The sequence below is a fragment of the Colwellia hornerae genome, assembly GCF_007954355.1.
GTDB classification, from domain to species: domain Bacteria; phylum Pseudomonadota; class Gammaproteobacteria; order Enterobacterales; family Alteromonadaceae; genus Colwellia_A; species Colwellia_A hornerae.
In genome coordinates this window covers 1-2,187 of sequence record NZ_VOLR01000066.1, presented here as the reverse complement: position 1 = coordinate 2,187, position 2,187 = coordinate 1, and the positions used below count along the sequence as shown (strand labels likewise).

The 2,187-nt window shown below is 38.5% G+C and carries 2 protein-coding genes; both read right to left on the bottom strand.

The genetic code is table 11. The features are described from left to right. Positions 1–124: 124 nt before the first annotated feature. Entirely contained in the window at positions 125–262 is a 138-nt protein-coding gene (locus tag ESZ26_RS19320) for a hypothetical protein (RefSeq protein WP_170246422.1), read from the bottom strand. Between the two features lie 57 nt (positions 263–319). Further along, positions 320–2,187, bottom strand: a 1,868-nt coding sequence (locus tag ESZ26_RS18915; RefSeq protein ID WP_146801345.1) for a FimV/HubP family polar landmark protein, incomplete at its 5' end; no start/stop codon positions are given.

Below are 2,187 nucleotides of genomic sequence, written 5' to 3'. Positions count from 1 at the left end.
CGACATCACAAAATATATCTATTAACTTATTCATCTGCCCACCTCTGTTGCTTTCAAATCGTTTTTAGTCGAAAGATCTGATCGCGAGGTGGGCAATTAGTTCAATCCTTATCCAGTTCTCAGGTTAACTAATATTATCAAGCAGTTGCTGAGCATCAAATTGTTGCTGAGCATCACCTTTTGCTACTACATCTTGTAATATGACTTCGGCGTTTTCTATTATTGCGCCTATTTCACTATATCTTCCGCTGAAGTTAATCACTTATATAAAAAAAGCCACAATAGTGGCTTTTATAAAACGATAAACAATTTCTCTTGATTAACTAATATTATCAAGCAGTTGCTGAGCATCAAATTGTTGCTGAGCATCACCTTTTGCTACTACATCTTGTAATATGACTTCGGCGTTTTCGCTATCACCTATTTCAATATAAACTTTTGCTAAATCTAATTTAGCCGCAATGCCGTTATCATCTTCTTCTTCGGCAGCGTTATCACCAGAAAATTCGGGGAACTCATTAAGCCCAACATTAAAGTCAGTTTTATTGTAAGGCTCTTCCTCTTCTGTTTCGCCTAAGCTATCTGATAATAAAGAGTCGACAGAGACAAAGTCATCTTCTTCATCATCACTATCAAAATCAACATTTAAATTATTATCGCTATCTAGGTCATCACCAATATCTAAAATATCATCTAAGTCAACATCAAAATCATTTTCGCTATCGACTTCAATATTAGCATCATCAGTTACAGCAACAGCATCTAAGTCAATGTCATCAGCATTAAAGTCTGTTGAAAAATCTAGATCATCTGCAAGCGTTGTCTGACTTTCTTCTGCTATATTTGCCAGTAAGTCATCAAAGTCAACATTGTCTAGTGCTTCAATCTCATCGATTTCACTATTGTCATCAATAGAATCATTTGCAGAGGTGTTTTCATCGGCTAATAAATCAGCTAATACATCACTATCGGTATAATCAGTTACTGCTTCTGCTGCTAATTCATTAACTTGTCCATCAATGAGTATATCATCACCAATATCTAAATCATCACTGGTTGAGTTGTCACCATCGGCGACTTCAGCTAAAAGTGCATCTATATCTAAATCATCAGACAAGTCATGCGCTTTATTGCTATTTTCTTGGTTTACCGATTCGTCACTACTCGCAATAGTATCATCAACTAATTCTTCGCTATCATCTTTAAGTAGTTCACTAAAATCTACGGATAAAAATGGTGCTACGTATTCATTGGTAAAGTTATCAATAAGCGCTTTATTTTCATCTTCTGTTGTCGTTGTTTCATCTGCTGCTTCATTGTTATTAGCTTCAAGGGTATCTTTGTTTGAAGACTCAGTGACATCACTCTCAATATCACCCAATAAACTATCAATGTCATCAGGGTCTGTTAACGCTATATTTTCATCTAACTGATCAGCAGCCATTTCATCAAGGGGATCAACAAGATCATCAACAGTAATAGGTTTTGACGCCTGTTTAGCTGCTGACATTGAATCTAACAAGGCATCAATATCATCAGGATCTGAAATTTCAAAATTCTCGTCTTGTTCATTTAATTCGGCAGCCGCACTTTCTTTAACCATCGAATCCATGAGTGCGTCAATATCGTCAGGGTCAGTTAACTCGGCCGTATTATCGTCAGTTATAGCTTCTTCTGGCTCAGACTCTGGTTCTGCTGCTATTGAATCCTCTGTTAACGAGTCCATTAGTGCATCAATATCATCAGGGTCGGTTAACTCTGTCGTACTATCATCAGCAGAATTTTCTTCTGCTTCAGACTCTGCTGCCATTGAATCCTCTGTTAACGAGTCCATCAGTGCATCGATATCGTCTGGGTCAGTTAACTCAGCATTACTATCATCAGCAGAATTTTCTTCTGCTTCAGACTCTGCTGCCATTGAATCCTCTGTTAACGAGTCCATCAGTGCGTCAATATCGTCTGGGTCAGTTAACTCAGCATGACTATCATCAGCAGAATTTTCTTCTGCTTCAGACTCTGCTGCCATTGAATCCTCTGTTAACGAGTCCATCAGTGCGTCAATATCGTCTGGGTCGGTTAACTCAGCATGACTATCAGCTACTGTATCTTCTCCTGGCTGAGGTTTTGGCGCTGCGGCGGCCATTGAATCCATCAGTGCATCGATATCGTCTGGGTCGGTTAACTCAG